The organism is candidate division WOR-3 bacterium, assembly GCA_016867815.1.
Classification (GTDB): Bacteria; Hydrothermota; Tepidihabitantia; order Tepidihabitantales; family Tepidihabitantaceae; genus UBA2258.
Genome location: VGIR01000016.1, coordinates 1 through 15,912, shown reverse-complemented (window position 1 = coordinate 15,912; position 15,912 = coordinate 1). Strand labels below are relative to the sequence as shown.

Here is a 15,912-nt window from a genome sequence, read left to right as displayed (position 1 = left end):
CTCCTCATCCCGTCCCTCTCCTCTCAGAGGAGAGGGAGAGCGGAGCGAGGGTGAGGAGGCGGCCGGTACGACGAAGTCCGGATTCCGAATGACGAATGCGGACCCGAGCAGGAGGCGTGATGATACTTGAGAAGAGCGACGTTGCGGCGCTGAGGCTGGCCGAGACCCGAGGGTGGTTTCCCACTGACGGCGAGGTGACGACGGCAGGGCTTAAGCCGGCGGACTACGCGGAGCGCCTGCGGCGGCTCATCTCGCTCGGCGTGATCCGTGGGTTCAAGACCACGCTCGTAGTGCCGCCGCTCCTGGGCGGCGACTGGGTCTGGGCCGCCGTGCTTGCCAACTCAAGAAGTGGCCTGGGTCTCGCGAACGCGCTCGCGGCCAAGCTGCCGTTCGTGAGCGAAATCGTGCTGAACGCAAGCCTGCCAGACCAGGTGGGGCCGAACCTGGCGGTGCTGTTCTACTCGCGCGACTTCGACAAGGAGGCCGACTTCATCCGCAAAGCGCCGGGCATCGACTACCACGAGGTGTACCGGGTCGCCGAATACTCTTTCCCGGTTGCCCTGCCTCTTTCCAGAGACGAGAAGGACCTGGTACGCTACCTGGTCGAGCACCCGGAGTCCGGGATTCCCGAAGTCGGCCTGGCCATGGACCGAACCCAGACCTGGGTGCGGGCCAAGCTCGACCGGCTGCTTTGGAGCGACACCAATCGCACGGGAGTCCTGCGCGTCCTGCCGGAGGTGAACTGGGCGCCGGTTGAAAACTTCGGCCATTTCCACTTTCTGATAGAGACCGGGCACCGTCCGGACCGGCTGGAGCGGCTTGTCGCCGAGGCCGGGCTCAGGGTCGTGTTTTCCGGCAAGACCTATCGCGACCGCTACATGCAGGTTGAGGGCGACGTATGGGGAATCGGGAGGTTGCTTGACACCGTCGCTTTCCTGGACCAGATTGTCGGAGTACGGGTCGCCGCGGTGATGTGGAACCGCGAGGTGGTAATCAACACGAAGTGGGTTCCCGGGCTGGTGTAGCCGGGAGGAATCCACGCTGGAGAGATACAAGGCATCCGGTGCCGGGCAACTGCAGGCCCGGTTCCATTGCTCCTTGATTTCCTGCCCGACCCGCTAGCGCGCGATCACCAGTTTGCCGGTTTCGGGCGGCAGATTGCCGGAGGAAAGCCGGTAGAGGTAGACTCCGGGCGACAGAAGCGGCAACTGCGGTGGCCCCGACCTGGGAACGAGTACCTCGAATACCTGTCTGCCATCGATGGCGAAAACCGCCAGGTTCCAGCCGGGCCGATGGGGCAGCGCAAACGCCGTCCTCGGGACTGCTCTTCGAGGAACAGCCGTGTCCGACTCTGCAACGCCGGGGCCAATGCCGGCGATTCCGCCCCGCACAGCGACGGCAAACGGCTGGAGAGGTGTGTAGACGTTGCGGCCGATGACGCGTGCGGTCCAGCGTCCGGTCAGGGGATGTGGGACACGGCACACTTCCACGACGTTGCGACTATCCCAGTCCGGCGGATTCGTCCAAGACCAGCCTCTGTAGAACTGGTTGCCGCGGTAATGGTTTCCATCCGGGCTGGTCAGCTCCAGGTCGAGGTCGTTGACAATCGCAATTGCCGCCCCGGGCGCGGCAGCGGTGTCGGTCCAGGCCAGTACGACATGGATCGGCGCGCGTCCGGCCAGCTCGAACTGAAAGGTCATGTCCTGCCCGGTTGCGACCCCGACCGGCTGGTCGCCGAACGCAAGTCCGTTGCTGTCGCCGGGAAAGTGCATGATGGTTGAGACATCAAGCCGGCCCCATCCCGCGGCATCGTTGGGCATGTATTCGTCGCCGACATTCGAGTCGGCAGCCGCAACTGCCATTGCGCGCATCAGCGCCGAGCTGAGCTGGGTGATGCGACGTGCCGAATCGGGCGTCCCGGTCGGATAGCGGCCTTCGGCGAAGTACTGGCGCAGCAGCATCAGAGCACCGCTCGCGGCCGGCGCGGACAGGCTGGTGCCGCTGGACGTTACGTAGGAGTGAGGAGCGCGGCCGTCGGCAGTGGCAACATCCACGCCCGGAGCGAGGATGTCAGGCTTGATGCGTTCGTCCCGGCACGGGCCGCGGGATGATTGAAACCAGACGCTGTTGCTCTGCGTGCCGTTGTGGCAGGCGCCGACGGTCAGGACGTTTTTGGCTACGGCCGGGTGGCCGATGTTGTAGCGGGGTCCTCGGCGATTGGCCGCGGCCCAGAGCACCAGGAATTGCTTGTCTTTCCAGCAAACCGCGTCGACCGACGACTCCTCGATCCGGTAGTAGCTCAGGCTTTCTTCGGTGCCGAACGAGCCGGACACCTGACGGACCGGCTCGATCAGTCCGTTGCTCAGACGAACCGAGTCGAGGAGCGCGGTGAAGTCGGTGTCGAACACGTGGAAGCCGAAGGCGCTTCCCTCGTCGACGAAGTAGAGGCGGCAGTCCGGCGCGACTCCGTCGAGGTCGGACGCGTTGCCTGCGACCGAGTCGTTGCCGCAGAGGGTCCCGGCGACCGCTGTGCCGTGATGACTGCCCGCATCGCCGAAGGCGGCGCCTTCGTAGAGCTTGTACGCGACTATCTTGCGGTGCCCGGGGAAGAGACCGGGCGCTGTTATCGGTACGGACGAGTCGATGAACATGTCATGCTCGGTGGATATTCCGGTGTCGAACAAGCCGACGACCATATTCTGGCCGCGGATGCCGTGCTGCCAGAGGGGGCGGCCGGTGATTTCGTCGGGACGCTCCGGTCGCCAGCCGATCTGCATGACCCACTGCACATCGCGGTTGAAGCTCCGGGCCGGACTGCATTCCTGAATCCAGGCGACGGCTTCCATCTCAGCCAGTTCAGAAACGCGCGAGGCATCAAACCGGAAACGGACGGAGTGGCCTGCCACCTTGGTGACCTCTCCGCCGGCTGAGGTTATCGCCAGAGCGACGGCGTTCGGGTCGCAACCCGGCCAGACGGAGAGGATAAAGAGGGATGAGGGATGAGGGATGAGGGAGGAGCCGGTAGCAAAGGCAGTCAATTCAGGGGCGAGTTTGGCTGCCGCTGGCAAGGGACCGAGCCAGTCGACGAAGTCCAGCCCTCTCACCTCGCTGGCCGGTATGTCTCGCCACGGCCTGCACACAAGCGTCTGGTACGCGAGGTAACAGACCGGATCGGCTCCGAGGCGCCTGAGCTTTGCCAGCCATTCCTGCCGCACCGGGCCGGTCAGGTGCACAAGCCAGCAGGTCCCAGTCTCCAGGTGCGAGCCCGGCTCAGGCAAGGGAGTGACGCGGGTGTCGATGTTCATGCCGTTGGCGAAGCGGATGACCGCCGCGTCCGCATAGGGTTCGGTCGCGCGCGAACCGACGGTTCCGACCCGGAGAAAGGTGCCCAGCAGCAAGACCACCAACGCCAGTTCGCTCATTGATGAAACCGTCTGCAGACGTCACCCCGACGGAGTGCAGCGGTTGGAGGCGTCTCGCCTGAGGGGTCTCCTAGGTCGACACCGGGCGGCTCTCCTGGAATAGCCGGCCGTAGAAACGTCTGACGCCCCACCGCCGGGTATCGGCCGCGAGGCGTCAGGGTCGTCAGGCCAGTCGTGTTACTACAACTTGAGCACGTCCACGATGGCGGTGGTCACTTCCTTCATGTCCGCCATTGTGAGGTCGCCCATGTGCGCAATGCGGAAGGTCTTTTCCTTGATGTCGCCGTAGCCGTTGGAGATCTGCATGCCCCGCTTGCCGAGCTCGCTGTTCAGGTCCTTGACCACGATGTTGCGCGTGTTGGCAGCCGTGGTCAAGGTGACCGACTCATAGCCGGGCTCCGCGTAGACCTTGAAGTACTTCGCGGTCCAGTCGCGGGTGAACCTCGCCATTTCCAGGTGGCGCTGGTAGCGGTTCTGCATTCCTTCCTTCAGGATGGCATCGAGCTGGAGGTCAAGGGCCCAGAAGAGCGACACCGCGGGCGTGGTCGGGGTTTGGAAGTCCTTCTCGTAGCGTTTGAGCATCGCATCGTAGTCGAAGTAGTAACCGCGGTCGGTCACCGTGCGGCACTTGTCGAGCGCGCGCTGGGAGATAACGGAGATGGCCAGGCCGGGCGGCAGCGCGACCGCCTTCTGTGACGATGCGACCACGATGTCGAGTCCCAGGCCGTCGATGTCGAACCAGTCGCCCATGATGCCGGACACTGCGTCGACCAGGATGAGCACGTCCGGGTACTTGGTGCGAACCAGCTTGGCGATATCCTCAATCGGATTGCGCACGCCGGTCGAGGTTTCGTTCTGGGTGATGGTGACTGCCTGGTAGCCGCCCTTGGCGAGTTCGGCGTCGACCATCTCCGGCTTGATCGCCTTGCCCCACTCGACCGCCAAGGAGCTTGCCTGCTTGCCGCAGGCTTTGGAGATCTTGAACCAGCGGTCCGAGAACGCGCCGTTGACGGTGTGGAGTATCTTTCCGGTCACGACGTTGCGGAGCGCGCCTTCCATGCAGCCGGTGCCGGAAGACGTGTACCAGAACAGATAGTTCTTGGTGTTCAGTATCTGCTTGCTCTTGTCAATGCAGCGTTTGTTGAGCTCGCCGAAATCCTTCGAGCGATGCCCGATCATCCACTGCCCCTGTGCTTTGAGGACTTCTTCCCGGACCTCGGTCGGGCCCGGGATGAAGAGCTTCTTATGTGCCAACGGACCTCCTTTAGAGAGAAGGGATCGAGGGATCAAGGGATCGAGGGATCAAGTGCGCGGAATCCGTCACTCTATCCCTTTGTCCCTTCATCTCTTGTCCCTCATTTGCCTGTTACCTGTACCTGGACCCGCCTTTGCCGCGGGCCGTCGAATTCGCAGAAAAAGACTCCCTGCCACCGGCCGAGAGTCAGCCGGCCATCCTCGACCGGCATTGCCTGGCAGGAGCCGACCATTGCCGCCTTAATGTGCGCGTCGGAATTGCCCTCGGAATGGGCGTACCCGCCGCGATGGGGGACAAGCTTCGATAGAGCTTCCGTGATGTCGCGAGCCACGTCCGAGTCGTAACTCTCATTCACGGTTACTCCCGCGGTCGTGTGTGGCACGTAGACAAAACACATCCCCGAGCCGACCTGGGATTGAGCGACGGCGTCCCTCACCTTGTCGGTGATATCGAGAAGCTCCGTGCGGACATGCGTTGTCACCTCGAAACTCGTCATTCGGACTGGGCAATCTTACCCACGGCCGCTACCGCTGTCAACCGCGCAGGCCGCGCGGAATGACGGCGTCCATGTCTTTGTGTGCTAGCTGCTGTCCGGAAGCGGCGCCAGGCGGGCGACGGGGAGCGAGCGGTACCACGCGAGCAGCGGCGGAATCTCGTCCGGGCGTCCGAACTCCGCGAGCGCATTCGCGCGGCGAATGACGAAGTGCCGGTAGACGGACAGCACAGCCCGGGTCAGTGAGTCAGGTTCGTTCCGCGGCAGGCGGACGACGAGCTTGGCATAGTCGAAATCAGGCAGGACTGAGTCGCGCCTGATCTGGAACAGCACTCCGACCGGCGCGCGGCGCACGCCGACAAACATCAAACCGGCGTCGGCGCCGCGCCGTTTAGTCACATCAAAGGTCGTATAGGCCGGCCGTTCCGGGCTGCGGTCGACGAAGCTCTCAAGCAGAGCGATGTAACGACGCTGAATCTCGGCGGTGTTCTTGATCTGGCCGTGTACAAACTGCTCAACGTACGGTCGGTACGCCTCGATCTCGGCCCGAGAGCGCTCAACCAACCAGGGATAGTCGCGCTCGAGGTAGTGGAGGTACCATGGTTCTCGAAGCAGCTCTTTGTCGATGAAGCACACGTCCGGCCGGACGTGCTCGGCGTGCTGCAGGTAGAACATGGGCCCGGAGAGGTCCCGCCAGTTGGTGATGATGGTGGCGTTCTGCCCGGCGGATGTCAGCATGTTCATCATGTAATCGTGGGCGACGTAGTCGCCCTGCTTGCCCGCAACCGGGAAGTTCAGGACCAGCGCTGCAATTCCGAGAAGCCAGGGTGCCTGTCGGAGCGCAGTCCTGGCTACAGGGCTCCGCGCTCGACGTTCGACGTTCGAGATCAACCCTTCGAGCCCGACCGCGGCGAGCAGAATGAGCGCAAACACGCAGGGTATGTAGTAGGGTTTGATATCCGGAATGTTGTAGTTGACTGCATAGCCAAAGAGCAGCACGGTTGCCACAATGAGTCCGATGGCCAGGTTTCGCCGCTGGCGGAACAGCCGGACCGCGCCATAGAAGACGACCGGAACCAGCACATACACGAGGCTGCGGGCCAGGAGCGCTGCCCCGCGGACGGCATTGTGCACAACCGCCGGGAACGGCAGGGAGAACATCCGGATCTGAAACTCCCTCCCCGTCACGGTCCACCAGAAGCGCTCAAGATTGTCGGGATTGCCCCACGGGAACAGGGGGCCGGCCCGGGAGCGCAACACCAGAAACACGTATACCGACAACCCGAGAATCAACAGCAAGGCCAGCGCGGGAAGCCTGCGCACGAGGTCCTTCCGATAGCTCAGGACTACGACCAGCGCCACTCCAAGAACCGTGCTGGCCGCGGTCAGGTGGTTGGTCATAGCGAGGCCGGCGACGTAGGCAAGAACCGGCAGCGACCTTCCCGACCCGGCCGATTCGGCCAGGAGCCACAGCAGCGAAACCATGAGGAGCGTCAGGCCGAACAACTCGACGTCGACCGCCGAACTCCATACCGGAAACGAGAAACCCAATAGCAGCGCGGCGGCACCGGCCACCGGTCTTGACAGGCCAAGCCGAAGCCCGAGCAAGAGCAAGAGCGCCACGCCAAGAGCAGCCGGAACCGCGCTCAACATCGCCACCCGGTGAAACACCGTCCCCAGCGGTACCAGGCTCGCCAGTCGTCCGAGCAGCGTATACAGCGGGTATCCAGTCGAGTGCAGGGTGTTCAAGAGGAGGCATCCGGCTGCCAACTCGCCTGAGTCAATCATGCCGACGGCGGGGGAAAGCGTGAGGAAGTAGACGCCGAACGTCAGTGGGACAGCAAGCCAGACGAGATGTTGCGAGCGGTTACGCGTCATTCAACCGCCATTGGTTGTGATGTCGGAACTCGTCATTCGGGCTCGGCAATCTTACCCACGGCCGCTACCGGTGTCAACCGCGCGGCGGCGGGGACATGACCGGAAAACCGGGTCTGTACCGCGCGTCCTCGCGCTCCGAGGGACTGTCCCGGCTTTCCGGAATCGTGTCCCAAGCCGGTCCAGGGCTCTGCGCTAGCGAGCCACCACCAGCCGAGTTGAGTGTCTTGCGGCTCCTGCCTCCAGGCGCAGGAAGTAGACGCCGTTGGCTAGACGCAGCGTGTCCAGCGGTGAAATGCCGTCGGGCACGCTGATGGGTCTGGCTCATGGGCAGATGGTGGCATCTACAAGAACCCGACGCGCGCACGGATCGCACGGATCGCTCGTTGACAGCGCGGGCAGGGGGGCTATAATTCGCACAGGGTCGTGAAGACCCAGCAAGAGGAGGTTCTATGTCTCAGCGCAGCTTAGTAGCAGCTCTGCTGCTGGCCGCAATCGCGGCTGCACCTGCTGACCCGACCGGTTGGCAGGACGAAGTACTGGTGGCCGCCGGCTCGCGTGTGTCCAGTCGAACCGGGCTCGCGATCAGCACCAGTAGCGGGGCCATCCACGTCGCCGGAGCGACATCGCAATGCCCTCAAGACTGCAACTTCCCGTGGTATTGTCGCTCGTTGGACGGCGGTCTGAGTTGGTCTACAGCGGTTGTGATCGCCGGCGGGCCTATCGTCTGGAATGACAATGCGATAGCACTCGAGGCGCGCGGCGGAACAGTCACCGCACTTGCCCCCTGCCAGCAGACCATATACCGTGACGTCTCTACGGACAATGGGGCAAAGTGGCAGGGCAGCGGATCCATGGGTCAGGGCAGCAGACCCGCGCTGACCTCGCTGTTTGGTAGTCGGTATGCAGTTTGGGACGACGACAGGTACGGTGCCGAAAGCACCGAGATTTTCTTCAAACGTTCCCCTGATGGAGGCTCGACTTGGAGCCCACCGCCGGGTCAGGGCGTGCCGCCGGACAATGCGATGCGTCTTACTTACCTGCCCGGCCGCTCCGAGGAGGCCGACATCTGTACGGAGCTTCCGATAACACAAGAGGCTCCGCCGCCACTGGGTGGATTCATTGTCGTAGTCTGGGCTGATAACTGCCCAGGGGGGCCGAGTGCCGACTTCGACCTGCGCACCAACTGGTCAGGGACCGGTGGCGAAAGCTGGTTCTATGGCACAAGCGGGCGGCCAGTCTTGGCAACCGGAGGAGACTCCCGTTACCCGGCGATCGACTGCTATGAGGCAGTCTATCCGTGGACGCTGCATCTGGTCTGGCAGGAAGGCGGGAACAGCATCTGTTATACACGCTCGACAGACCGCGGAGCAAGCTGGGACTCGCTCCAGTGGATTGGCACAGGGTATCATCCTGATGTCGTGGCTGACCAGTACGGAGTTCACGTGGTTTGGTGGACTCACGGGATGTATACCGACGTCATCAAGTACCGCCGCTCTACTGACTTCGGGACCAATTGGGACCGAGAGGTTCAGCTTACATCGCTCCAGCCCAGCAGGATATACTCGGACTCCCGTTGGCCGAAGATAACCGCCGACCTGCAGGGCCGGCACGTTGTGTTCGGCGACTCGCGCGAGGCCGGCGACGCACTGGCCGTCTGGTACAAGCAGAATCCAAATGTCCACCGGGCCGGAGGCGGTCAGTCTGCGGGTGTAGTTGCGGCGGAACCCGCATCAGTCGCGGTCTGGCCAAATCCGACCAGTGGGCCTGTATTCATCCACCTGTCGCGGACCCTTGGCGAAGGGGTTTCGGTCGTCGCATTTGATGCCCAGGGCCGTGTAGTCAAGAGGCTCATTTGCTCCGGTTCGGAAGCCCGCTGGGACGGTCGCGACGAATCCGGCCGACGGCTGGCGGCGGGGGTGTACTACCTCAGGCCGGAAGGTCTGGATAGCGGAGCACGAACACAGGTGCTCGTACTGCGGTAGTTGGCGCTAGAGCTCTTGGACGGTCATGCTACCGCCCCAAGAGGAAGTGGTGTGCCGCAGCAAATGGGACTCCTGCTGGCGCTGCTCATAGCCTATCCGGATTCGGCTCGCTTTGTCGACCGAACCGCTTGGGAGTACGCGCCCGGATACGCTACTCTGCGGTGTTCCGCACGCGACAGCACGGGCGCTCTCCATGTGGTCTATTCCAACAACTTCGGCAACGGGCCCGGCCAAATCAGCGACATCTACTACAAGCGCTCGACAGACAATGGGCTCACGTGGAGCGACACGTTCAACGTGAGCGAAACCGGCAGGCCCAGGTCAGTCTACCCGGCACTGGCAATTGACCGCCGGGGCCGGCTGCACTGCTCTTGGTGGGAAGACGAGGTGGAGGGTGAGTACGAAGAGGTTTTCTACCGCTGTCGTGACAGCATCGGCTGGCAGCCGGTGGAACGAGTGTCGTACTTGCGGCAGAGAGCCGGTGACCCTTACTCCTCGCTCGTCTGCGATACCATGAACCGCGCGCATTTGGTCTGGAATCTGCCACCGAGCCCTGTGGAACCGCGTGAAGTCTGGTACAGCGTCCGAGACGATTCCGGCTGGACAACTCCCGAGAACCTCACCCGGAACCCCGCTGACGACTGCGCGCCGCTAGTCACGATGGACCGGTTTGACAACATTCTCCTAACATGGAACGAGCGTGCCGACCGGGACCGGGTGGCATATCGTCTCAAGCGCGGCGGCCAGTGGTCGTCAAGGCAGATCTTGGATACAACCTGGGAGACAGGCAGCGCCAGCACGGCAGCAGACACTGCGGGCCGCTTCCATGCGACGTGGTGCCGCGGATATCTGCGGACGACGGATACGTTGGTTCTGCTCTACTACGCGGCATACGACACGGCCTGGTCGCAGCCGGTCCTGGTCAGCGAGTCAATCCACGGTAGCGGGATGGTACGCCCCCACAGCATGACCGTTGACAGTGCTGGCAAAGTCTACGTGGCCTGGCCCCGGAAGTTCCTCCGGCCCCACGACAAGGTCCAGTACGATATACTATACCGGACGTTCAATGGTCAGAAGTGGTCGCCAATTGTGAACCTGACCAGCGACACAGTCTACTCCTATTGCCCGCATCTCGGCTATCCGGTAACCGATGCCGGGGTCGATTTGTTCTGGACCAGCCAGGTGCCGAACGCGCCAAACCGCTGGGACGTGATGTTCTTGCAGCTCTCGCCTGCTTCTTCTGCGGTCATGGCGCCCTGGCGGGCCCGGGACCCAATCTCCGATATGCGGGTATGGCCCAGCATCACGGCCGGCCAGCTTCATCTTGAGGGCACCGAACCGGCCGCGGTATATGACCTTTCCGGCCGGAGGCTGCTTGACCTCATGCCGGGCGCAAACGCCGTCGGGCACCTGGCCCCCGGTGTGTATTTCCTGCGGCCCGAAACCGCCCAGACCACCAAGTTCATCATCCAGAGATAGGTAGGCTGCATGTCGAGAATGCTCGGAGTCCTATTCTGCACCGCCGGCTTGGCCGTGGGACAGGTTGGCAGGATTGACACGGTCGGCACTACGACCTATGACTGGCAGACAGGTGGGCCGGCCTATCGGATGCTCGTCAACGCGGCGGTCAGCGGGCTTCACGCCGGCTGGATTTACTCTATCGACAGCATCCCGTTTCCGGACCGCAACATGCGCTACAACTTCTACGACTACCAGTCCGGTTCATGGCGTTGGTCCCTGGACGGCATCTCAGTGTTCGCCGAACGTAGCGGGTTTGGCAATCTTGACTGCGACCCGACAACGGGCGCGGCATTGGTGTCGGCGCATGCTGGCAGGCCCATTGTGGTAGCGCGCGACACGGCGCCGGGGGCCGGGGTTTTTGAGTACTGCACCGGACCGAGCGAGTCACCCGAGCGCGCGGCCCTTGCAGTAGGCGCAAATCGTCGGCTGCACGCGGCCGCGATTGACGACTACGGCCAGTTGTGGTACAGCCGGTGCACGACCTGGGGCACTTGGAGTGTGCCGATGCACGTGCCACCGCCCGAGCCAGACCCCGGCTTCCCGAGCCACAGCATCACCGCCTCCAAGGTCAGCCCTAAGCTGACGCTGACCTGGGTGAAGTACTGGGTAGATTCGCCGCAGGAGGGTTTCTATCGGACGTCAAGCGATGGCGGCACAAGTTGGGACTCGTCCGCGCAGTTGCCGGCGCCGCCGGCATTTGGCGGGGACACTGCTCCGTCGTTTTATCTCGGCGTGTTTCCCTACTATGACCGGCATGACCGGTTGCACGTCGTGGCTGAAGTAGTGCCCCTCCGCGGCGGCCAACAATACGTGATGCCGGCCGAAATCTGGCACTGGTGTGAGGAGAATAATCCGCAATGGAGTCGGGTTCACCGAGCCGGAACCGCACTGAGCACCACGTCGAGACTGGGATACAATGCGGTTCTCGCCGGCCGACCGAGCATTGGCGAGGACCGGAATGGCGGGCTCTACGTCGCGTGGGAGCAGTTCGACACCGCGAATATCGAGCCTTCGACTGACCGGGCGCGCGCCGACGTCTGGTATGCCAGTGACAATTATGACAACGGCGCTAGCTGGGTCTCGGCTGTCAGAACCACGGTCCCGGACTTGAGTTCCAAGCGGTTCCCTTCTGTCGTTGACCTGCTGGCCCGCGACACCCTGTGCGTTCTCTACACGGTTGACTCGGTCGCAGGTTTCTTCGTACACGGCGAGGGGCCCGCGACCCAGAATCCGGTTGTTGTGCAGTTTGTGCCGGTTGAAGTCGGCGGGCTTGAGACTAGACAGGACCAGAGCGGGGACTGCGGATTGGAGGTTTGGCCTAATCCGTCCCTGGGACATGTTCGTCTCAGGTTCAGTCTGATTGCTCCCTCCCAAGCTCGATTGGAGGTCTTTGACTTCGCCGGCCGGCTGGTCAAGACCGCTGTCCAGGCTCGGCTGCATTCGGGTTCCCATGTAGTCGACTGGGACGGGACTGACAGCCGCGGTCATTACGTGCCAGCAGGCGTCTACTTCTGCAACCTCGTCGCTGAGGACAGGCGCTTCAGCCGCAAGGTGGTGCTGACCGACTAGTTTTTACGCGGGTCTGCCGCAAGGAACCTGCCCGCGACAGCGCGGGCAGTCTTTCTCCCAGTCGGGCCACTTGAGGTGGATGGGCTGCGGTCCAGAGCAAACCCGGCGCGGGCCGCTAACCCGGTGCTTGACCGGCCGGGTGGCGGCTGTAGATTGAGGCGTGGCCGAGAAGAGTCTGGCCGATGTGCTCACGAAAGAGGCGCTTGAGCGTGTCGCATACGGGCAGTCGTTTGAGCGGGGGAGGCGGTATTTCGAGCAGGGCCGCGTGAAGGCGCTGAAGGAGAGCGACGGCGTCGTCACGGCGCGAGTGCGCGGGTCGCGCTGGTATGACGTAGAGTTGCGGGCCGAACCCGTGGGGCTACGCGGCAGGTGTTCGTGTCCTGTGGGTCAGGACGGCCTGTTCTGCAAGCACTGCGTGGCGACCGGCGCGGCGTGGCTGGTGCGGCAGGCGTTGACCGATACCCCGCAGTCGCTTTCCGCCAGCCCCGAGGCGGTGAAGGGCTACCTAACTGGTCTCGCAAAGGAAAAGCTCGTGGACATGGTCATGGAGCAGGCGCAGACCGACGAGCGGCTGAGACAGCGACTCGTTCTTGCTACTGCGCGTACGCGCCGGGACGGACCTGACGTGGCCGCGATTAGGCTCGCCATCGACGATGCGACCCGCAGCGGTGAGGCATGGTCGGACCGCCGCGATTCGGGTCGGGTGGAGAAGCTCACCGCCGTGCTCGACACTCTGCATGAGCTGCTGAAGGCCGGCCACGCCGGAGCAGTTGCGGAGCTGGCTGCGTTCGGCCTTGAGCGTGCGGACAGTGTCGCCGGCCGGTCGTACTACCCAGGGGCAGAGCTGCAGCAGGTCGTCGGCCAGTTCGTCTCTTTGCACGCGAAGGCGTGCGCCGAGTCACACCATGACCCGGAGAAGCTGGCCCGGTGGCTTTTCGAGTTCGAGTTGAGTTCCGACCAGGCGACCCGCGATGGTATCTACGCGCGGTATGTCGGGTTGATTGGGGAGAAGGGGCTGGCGGTCTATCACAGGCTGGCCGTGGCCGAGTTGCGGGGAAGGGCGGCCGCGCGCGGCAAGACCGCGGCTGACTATCGAGTGCGTGAGATTGCCCGCCACGCCGCGCTGCTGACGGTCAACCTGGATCTGATGGCCGAAGTCTGCAGGCAGGACATGCGTATCCTGTGGGCCTACCTTTTCGCCGCACGCGAGTGCATGGACATGGGCCAGCCGGACAAGGCGGTCGCGTGGGCCGAGGCAGGCCTGAAATCGTCGGCGGTCGGCGGCGCGGCCGAACTCCACGAGCTCCTGGCCGAAGAGTACGCGCGACGCGGACAAACGACCGAGGCCCTGAATCACGCCTGGGCCCTGTTCACCGAAAGGTCGGGAATCGACACCTACGCGCGGCTGCGCGCCGTCGCGAAGAAGGCGGGACAGCCGTCGGTCTTTAGGGACGAGGCCCTCGAGTACCTCAAGGAGCGGGTAGCCCGCGCTCCGAAACCGGCGCCCGGCTATGAGTTCGCTGACGAGCGGCTGCGCTGCGGGTCATTGATAGTCGAGATACTGCTGAAGGAGAAGAACGTTGACGCCGCCTGGCGAGAGGCTCAGGCCGGCGGATGCCACGAGGAGACGTGGCTCAAGCTGGCGCGCGCGAGAGAGGCGCAGCATCCGGCCGACGCGATAGGCGTCTACCAGCGGCTCGCCGAAGATGTCGTGCAGGGGGCGGACAACGAGGCGTACAAGGCGGCGGTGCGGTGTCTGCGCCGCGCCGAGGGCGTCATCGCCGGGCTTGGGCAGAGCCGGAAGTTCCGCGAGTACCTGGCCGGTTTCCGCGAACGGCACAGGCGGAAGAAGAACCTGCTCTGGCTGCTGGACCGGGAGTTCGGGGAGTAGGAACAGGTCAAGGCCAAGGCCAAGGCCAAGGCCAAGGCTAAGGTCGAGTTAGCGGCCTTCCCGTCTGAACCTTGACCTCAACCTGAACGTGGATCCCGGCGGCTTCCTCAGGCCGGGTCTGGAATCGCCAGTGTGTCCTTCCGCAGGTGGTCAAGCACCTCGCGCTTCAACTCTCGCGCCACCCATTTGTCCTCGATGATCATTACCTCTCGGTTCAGGGTCTCGCCGCTGAAACGCTTCGACTTTTTCCACACCTCCCGACAGAAGTTCAGATAGGCGGGGTAGGTGTACGTTGGCACCCCATGTGTGCCGATGACGACCTTGGCCTGCTCCTCAAGGTTGGCCAGCTCGACCTGCGCCGTATGCTGCTTGGACAGCATCCGGTCCCGTCGCTTGTCCGTCTGCTTCTTGATGACCTCGGTATCGTGCTTCAGGGTGTAGTTGTACAGCCTGTCATCTGACGACCTCACGCTCATCCTGACCTCCAGTTCTCCGTTTTCACCAGCATGCTCCCCGCATAGTCTCGTGTTCGTGAGCTTACAGCGCACTCCGTTCTGAACTGCGGAAAGCGGCAAGCGCTTCTACGCGTGAAAGAGCATAACCAAGAACAGACATCTTGGCAAGGGTAGATACTCTGCACGAGACTCAGCGGGCAACTTGGAGGGCCGATTGTCGGTCAGCTACTACAACTGCCGTGTTAGCAGGATATTACGCTAGCTACCACGCTAGCCCCAGGGCTAGCCCCCCGGCTACATACCGAGTGGCCCACAGGCTAGCCTAGAACACGTCCCAACATACAGCCATGTGTATGGCCCATAAGATAGCATAGACCCCTGATGGTTATTCGGCTTATCCGGTAGATATCACTGTCGCCTAATCCATTCCCCAGTCTACAACAGGGTGAGTCTTATGCGAAGTCACTGTTCGGAGCGCCGTTGCCGGCTCTACTGGAGAGGCAGGTAGTGGGGCGTATGAGGTTGAATCGGCCGTCTTGCCGACGGGCTAGTGCGAGGCAGCGCTGAGAACTTCGGCAGGCAGCGCAGGCGAGGGCCGGCCGTCTGCTAGGCAGTTCGTGCCGGCTGGCGGCGCGTCTCCGTGCGCGTTCTCGGTCTTAGTCGGCGGACGCCCAGATGTCGCGGCTGGAGATCAATGCCCAGGCGCAATCCGGTCTTCTCCTGCCGGAGCGGACCCAGGCAAAACCTAGCGGTTGGTAATGGCGAGCTTGCGGGAAGGCTTCTAGCTCGCAGCTCTCTCGACAAGGGCGGCGATTCGCGTTTCTTCGGCCGGGGTCAACTCTGTCAGCGCGAAGGCGACTGGCCACATGTTGCCGTCGTCGAGGTTCGCCGAGTCGTTGAAGCCGAGAGTCATGTACCTCTCTTTGAACTTGTCCGCGCCGCGGAAGAAGCAGATGACCTTGCCGTTCTTGGCATAGGCGGGCATGCCGTACCAGACTCGCGGCGTCAGGGTCGGCGCGCCGGCCTTGATGATGGCATGTAGTCGCTCGCCCATGGCGCGATACGGGTGTTCCATCTTGGATATTGCCGCGAGCACCGCGTTCTCGCCATCGACTTTCGCGACTGCCGCTACGGGCTTTGGTCGTCTGGGCGCTGCTGTCTTTCTGGTCTCTCTCATCGTTTGCTCCTTGCGTTTCTCCATTTGACCCGGCGATTCCTGGTTCCGTTGCGGTCGAGGCGGGCCTGAAGTTGACTTGAAGGCGGGCGGCTCTATGATTCGCGAGCGGAAATGAACACGCCCACGAACGGACACGGACGAGCAGGTATGGAGTCAAGCCGTGCGTTAGCTGTCTCGCTTTCAGTAGAGTTATCTTCCGACGGTCCTGCTTCGCCTGACCGCCAGTTCTGTCGGTCTCGCCAGTGGGTTGCCCCCACTTTCGGGCGCTC

General features: G+C 63.1%; 12 protein-coding genes. 5 read left to right on the top strand and 7 right to left on the bottom strand.

All coding sequences use genetic code 11. The features are described 5' to 3' along the window. Nucleotides 1-119 precede the first annotated feature (119 nt). A complete protein-coding gene (locus FJY68_04030; GenBank protein ID MBM3331005.1) occupies nt 120-1,025 on the top strand; it encodes a hypothetical protein in 906 nt (301 codons plus the stop codon). 93 nt (nt 1,026-1,118) lie between these two features. Here the strand turns inward: FJY68_04030 and FJY68_04025 are convergent, their stop codons facing one another. From FJY68_04025 to FJY68_04005, 5 genes are all read right to left on the bottom strand, one after another. Further along, nucleotides 1,119-3,422, bottom strand: coding sequence for a hypothetical protein (locus tag FJY68_04025; GenBank protein ID MBM3331004.1), 2,304 nt, complete (start codon nt 3,420-3,422; stop codon nt 1,119-1,121). Between the two features lie 180 nt (nt 3,423-3,602). Further along, nucleotides 3,603-4,676 carry an alanine--glyoxylate aminotransferase family protein gene (locus tag FJY68_04020; protein ID MBM3331003.1) on the bottom strand — a complete coding sequence of 358 codons (1,074 nt, stop codon included), beginning with the start codon at nt 4,674-4,676 and terminating at the stop codon, nt 3,603-3,605. A 101-nt stretch (nt 4,677-4,777) separates the two neighbouring features. Beyond that, a complete protein-coding gene (locus FJY68_04015) occupies nt 4,778-5,173 on the bottom strand; it encodes a YjbQ family protein (GenBank protein MBM3331002.1) in 396 nt (131 codons plus the stop codon). A gap of 84 nt (nt 5,174-5,257) precedes the next feature. Beyond that, nucleotides 5,258-7,048, bottom strand: a complete 1,791-nt coding sequence (locus FJY68_04010; GenBank protein ID MBM3331001.1) for a DUF2723 domain-containing protein — start codon at nt 7,046-7,048, stop codon at nt 5,258-5,260. A 192-nt stretch (nt 7,049-7,240) separates the two neighbouring features. Beyond that, a complete protein-coding gene (locus tag FJY68_04005) occupies nt 7,241-7,354 on the bottom strand; it encodes a T9SS type A sorting domain-containing protein (protein MBM3331000.1) in 114 nt (37 codons plus the stop codon). Nucleotides 7,355-7,497: 143 nt separating this feature from the next. On the opposite strand from FJY68_04005, the gene FJY68_04000 reads away from it, so the two are divergent. The 4 genes from FJY68_04000 to FJY68_03985 all read left to right on the top strand — a co-directional run bounded on the left by FJY68_04000 (nt 7,498) and on the right by FJY68_03985 (nt 14,011). Continuing rightward, nucleotides 7,498-9,030, top strand: a complete 1,533-nt coding sequence (locus FJY68_04000; GenBank protein ID MBM3330999.1) for a hypothetical protein — start codon at nt 7,498-7,500, stop codon at nt 9,028-9,030. A gap of 51 nt (nt 9,031-9,081) precedes the next feature. Next, nucleotides 9,082-10,509 carry a T9SS type A sorting domain-containing protein gene (locus FJY68_03995; protein ID MBM3330998.1) on the top strand — a complete coding sequence of 476 codons (1,428 nt, stop codon included), beginning with the start codon at nt 9,082-9,084 and terminating at the stop codon, nt 10,507-10,509. A 9-nt stretch (nt 10,510-10,518) separates the two neighbouring features. Next, nucleotides 10,519-12,120, top strand: a complete 1,602-nt coding sequence (locus FJY68_03990) for a T9SS type A sorting domain-containing protein (GenBank protein MBM3330997.1) — start codon at nt 10,519-10,521, stop codon at nt 12,118-12,120. A gap of 160 nt (nt 12,121-12,280) precedes the next feature. After that, nucleotides 12,281-14,011, top strand: a complete 1,731-nt coding sequence (locus tag FJY68_03985) for a hypothetical protein (GenBank protein MBM3330996.1) — start codon at nt 12,281-12,283, stop codon at nt 14,009-14,011. A 107-nt stretch (nt 14,012-14,118) separates the two neighbouring features. Here the strand turns inward: FJY68_03985 and FJY68_03980 are convergent, their stop codons facing one another. Beyond that, nucleotides 14,119-14,487: a hypothetical protein gene (locus FJY68_03980; GenBank protein ID MBM3330995.1), complete on the bottom strand. Its 369-nt coding sequence runs from the start codon at nt 14,485-14,487 to the stop codon at nt 14,119-14,121. A gap of 760 nt (nt 14,488-15,247) precedes the next feature. Further along, nucleotides 15,248-15,643: a DUF1801 domain-containing protein gene (locus tag FJY68_03975; protein ID MBM3330994.1), complete on the bottom strand. Its 396-nt coding sequence runs from the start codon at nt 15,641-15,643 to the stop codon at nt 15,248-15,250. Nucleotides 15,644-15,912: the final 269 nt, after the last annotated feature.

Bases quoted from the DNA above. Each gene is read 5' to 3' on its own strand.
- FJY68_04000 (MBM3330999.1), top strand. From the start codon at position 7,498: ATGTCTCAGCGCAGCTTAGTAGCAGCTCTGCTGCTGGCCGCAATCGCG.
- FJY68_03975 (MBM3330994.1), bottom strand. From the start codon at position 15,643: ATGAGAGAGACCAGAAAGACAGCAGCGCCCAGACGACCAAAGCCCGTA.
- FJY68_03980 (MBM3330995.1), bottom strand. From the start codon at position 14,487: ATGAGCGTGAGGTCGTCAGATGACAGGCTGTACAACTACACCCTGAAG.
- FJY68_04025 (MBM3331004.1), bottom strand. From the start codon at position 3,422: ATGAGCGAACTGGCGTTGGTGGTCTTGCTGCTGGGCACCTTTCTCCGG.
- FJY68_04015 (MBM3331002.1), bottom strand. From the start codon at position 5,173: ATGACGAGTTTCGAGGTGACAACGCATGTCCGCACGGAGCTTCTCGAT.
- FJY68_04030 (MBM3331005.1), top strand. From the start codon at position 120: ATGATACTTGAGAAGAGCGACGTTGCGGCGCTGAGGCTGGCCGAGACC.
- FJY68_03990 (MBM3330997.1), top strand. From the start codon at position 10,519: ATGTCGAGAATGCTCGGAGTCCTATTCTGCACCGCCGGCTTGGCCGTG.
- FJY68_04010 (MBM3331001.1), bottom strand. From the start codon at position 7,048: ATGACGCGTAACCGCTCGCAACATCTCGTCTGGCTTGCTGTCCCACTG.